General features: G+C 70.0%; 4 protein-coding genes and 1 pseudogene. 4 read left to right on the forward strand and 1 reads right to left on the reverse strand.

Features of this window, described 5'->3' with window-relative positions:
• The first annotated feature begins 233 nt into the window (after nt 1-233).
• The gene (locus RWP81_RS15785; RefSeq protein WP_314457702.1) at nt 234-770 is read left to right on the forward strand and encodes an AAA family ATPase; all 537 of its coding nucleotides are present in this window, start codon (nt 234-236) and stop codon (nt 768-770) included.
• 134 nt (nt 771-904) lie between these two features.
• Here RWP81_RS15785 and RWP81_RS15790 read toward each other — a convergent pair whose 3' ends face one another.
• Nucleotides 905-1,696 carry an SDR family NAD(P)-dependent oxidoreductase gene (locus RWP81_RS15790; RefSeq protein ID WP_399540623.1) on the reverse strand — a complete coding sequence of 264 codons (792 nt, stop codon included), beginning with the start codon at nt 1,694-1,696 and terminating at the stop codon, nt 905-907.
• Between the two features lie 108 nt (nt 1,697-1,804).
• On the opposite strand from RWP81_RS15790, the gene RWP81_RS15795 reads away from it, so the two are divergent.
• From RWP81_RS15795 to RWP81_RS15805, 3 genes and pseudogenes are all read left to right on the forward strand, one after another.
• The gene (locus RWP81_RS15795; protein ID WP_314457704.1) at nt 1,805-2,179 is read left to right on the forward strand and encodes a DUF732 domain-containing protein; all 375 of its coding nucleotides are present in this window, start codon (nt 1,805-1,807) and stop codon (nt 2,177-2,179) included.
• 25 nt (nt 2,180-2,204) lie between these two features.
• On the forward strand, nt 2,205-2,720 hold the full coding sequence (locus tag RWP81_RS15800; RefSeq protein WP_314457706.1) for a GNAT family N-acetyltransferase: 516 nt from the start codon (nt 2,205-2,207) through the stop codon (nt 2,718-2,720).
• Nucleotides 2,721-2,804: 84 nt separating this feature from the next.
• A pseudogene (locus RWP81_RS15805) lies at nt 2,805-2,949 on the forward strand (acyl-CoA thioesterase); the annotation flags it as partial.

A 2,949-nucleotide genomic window follows, 5' to 3' on the forward strand; every position in this document is an offset into this window, starting at 1 on the left:
GTGCTCGACAAGCTCGACTTCATCGCGTCGCTGCGGCCGGGGAGCTGACGGCGGGGGTTGGGCTCGGGGGCTGAGGCGCGGTGACTGAGGCTCCGGGCACGGGGCTCGGCGCTCGAGCCTCGGGCATAGGGGGCGGAGCGGAGGCTCGGAGCTCGAAGCGCGGGGCCCGGGGCCCCGGCGCTCGAATCTCGCCGCAGGAGACCCCGCACGCTCGGCCCCGGTAGTCTCGCGCCGTGCGCATCGTCGTCTCGGGAACCCACGCCAGCGGGAAGAGCACCCTCATCGCGGACTTCGCCCTCCGGCATCCGGGGTTCACGGTCCTCCCGGATCCGTTCGAGTTGCTCGACGACGCCTCGGACTCGCCCTCGGCGGCGATGTTCACCGCGCAGCTTCGACTGTCGGCCGACCGGCTGGCGGAGGAGACCGCGACGGACGTCATCGCCGAACGCGGACCCCTCGACTTCCTCGCCTACCTCCTCGCTCTCGCCGAGCTGTCGGGCCGCCCCCTCGACGACGGGATCCGCGAGCGGGCCACTGCGCGGGTCGTCGCGGCGATGCGGACCGTCGACGTGCTGGTCGTCCTCCCGCTCACCGCGCGGGATCCCATCCACGTCTCCGACGACGAGCACCTCGAGCTGCGCGAGACGATGAACGACGTGCTGCTCGACCTCATCGACGACCCCGACCTGGTCGGCGGGCATCTGCTGGTGCGTGAGATCACGGGGACGGCGGAGGAGCGGGTGGCGGCGGTCGAAGCGCTGCTGCGCTGATCCGGCGCGCTGGCGTTTCAGTCACGGCGGTGCGCACGGCACCCGCGGTGGCTGCGTCCGTCGGGCACCCTCTCACACAGGGCCGCCGAGCCCGTCGACACATCTAGCGACGGCACTCCGGCTCGGTGAACGCGTCAGGGCAGGATGCTGTCGACGTATCCCCCGTCGACGCGCAGTGCGCCACCGGTGGTGGCCGAAGCCAGCGGCGACGCCAGGTAGGTCACCATGTTGGCGATCTCCTCCGGCTCGATGAGGCGGCGGATGAGCGACTGCGGTCGCGCGGTCTTCATGAACTCTCGCTGCGCTTCCTCCCACGGCAGTTCGCGATCGACGAGCTCATAGACGAAGTCCTCGACTCCCTCCGTGTGCGTCGGGCCGGCGATCACCGAGTTGACGGTGACACCGGTTCCGGCCGCCGCCTTCGCGAATCCGCGGGAGACCGCCAGCAGCGCGCTCTTGGATGCGCCGTAGTGGATCATCTCCTCGGGGATGACGACGGCTGAGTCGCTCGCGATGTTGAGCACCCGCCCCCATCCGCGCTCCATCATGCCCGGCAACGTCAGGCGGATGAGTCGGGCGGCGGAGACAACGTTGGTGTCGAGGAAGCGATGCCACTCGTCGTCGTCGATGTCGAGCGCGGGGGTGGAACCGAAGATTCCGAGGTTATTGACGAGCACGTCGACGCGCCCGACCTCCCGCACAAGCTGCTCGGCGCCCTCGGCGGTGGTGACGTCGGCGGCCACCCCCCGAACTCCCTCCCCGAGGTTCGACACGGCCTGCTCGACGCGCTGGACCGTGCGACCGTTGACGACGACGTCGGCCCCGGCTGCGTGCAGACTCCGCGCGATCGCCAGGCCGATCCCCTGCGTAGACCCGGTGACCACGGCGGTCTTGCCCGCCAGGTCGATGCTGATGGTCCTGCTCATCGTGTGCCCCTTCCGTGTGCTCACGACCGACGCTACTCTCGGCCCCCGAACGGACGGAGGGGGATGACACCCCTCGTCTGCGAACAGGTGTTCGCCTACGCTCGCGGCATGAGGAAGATCGGTGCCCTGGCGGCCGCGGTCCTGGCGGCCGGGATGCTCTCGGGGTGCGGCGCACTCCCCGTCTCGCCGTCGCGACCGGCCTCGGCGGCGCCGACACAGACGAGCTCGGCGACCGAAGACGTCCTCGCACAGGAATCCGCCTACTTCCGCGCCCTGCGCCAGCAATTGCCGCAGACCGATCTGTCCAACCCGGGCCTGTGGATCGACCTCGGCCAGGCGGTCTGCAAGGCGTTCGACGAGGGCCTCACTCCGAAAGAGGTCTTCGACTCGATCAAGGGCGGCGCGATCTCGGAGCCGGAGGCCAGCGCGGTCGTCGTACTCTCCGGCATCCATCTGTGTCCGGAGTACGCGCCCGCGCCGTGAGCGCGCGCTGACGCATATCGCCGCCATGCACGACATGCAGTCGGAACGTCTCCGGCTTCGACCCTGGGCCGAAGAGGATGCGGCCTTTCACCGCCGGCTGTGGGAGCAGCGCGATCCGCGGGTTCCCGCCCGGCGGCGGATCAGCGCCGACGGTCACCCCACCCTGGCCGACCTGCAGCAGTGGCTGCGCACGTACCGGCCGGAGCCCGCGCCGGGTCTGTGCGTCGTGGAGCTTCGGGAATCCGGCATCCCCGTCGGATACTGCGGTCTCGTTGCGAACAGCGTCGGCACGCCCGAGGAGCCGGAGCTGGCTTTCGAATTCGTCCGCGAGTTCTGGGGTCGCGGCTACGCGACCGAGTCGTCGCGGCTGATCCTCGACCGGGCGGCTTCACTCGGCTACGGCCGCCTGGCTTCGACCGTGCGCGCCTGGAATGCCGCGTCTCTCAACGTGCTGCGCAAGCTCGGGTTCGTCGACACCGGGGAGCGGGAACGGGATGACGTTCACGGGGACTCGGTGCTGATGCGATTGGCGCTGAGGTGACGACGGACGGGTGGTTCTGTCTCTCTGCGCGGGGAGCCCGCCGCGCGGAGGTTCGGCAGACGGCGCGGGAGTAGCGTGGGAGGGGTGACGGAACCGCAGTGGCATCCCTCGGATGACGGCATCAACTTCCACACCCGCAAGTGGGTGAAGCCCGAGGACCTGAATGCGAACGGGACGCTGTTCGGCGGCAGCCTGCTGCGCTGGATCGACGAGGAAGCGGCGATCTACG

Source organism: uncultured Microbacterium sp. (genome assembly GCF_963521695.1).
Classification (GTDB): Bacteria; Actinomycetota; Actinomycetes; order Actinomycetales; family Microbacteriaceae; genus Microbacterium.

Excerpts from the sequence above, each read along its gene's own strand:
- RWP81_RS15795 (WP_314457704.1), top strand. The coding sequence starts at position 1,805 with ATGAGGAAGATCGGTGCCCTGGCGGCCGCGGTCCTGGCGGCCGGGATG.
- RWP81_RS15790 (WP_399540623.1), bottom strand. The coding sequence starts at position 1,696 with ATGAGCAGGACCATCAGCATCGACCTGGCGGGCAAGACCGCCGTGGTC.
- RWP81_RS15800 (WP_314457706.1), top strand. The coding sequence starts at position 2,205 with ATGCACGACATGCAGTCGGAACGTCTCCGGCTTCGACCCTGGGCCGAA.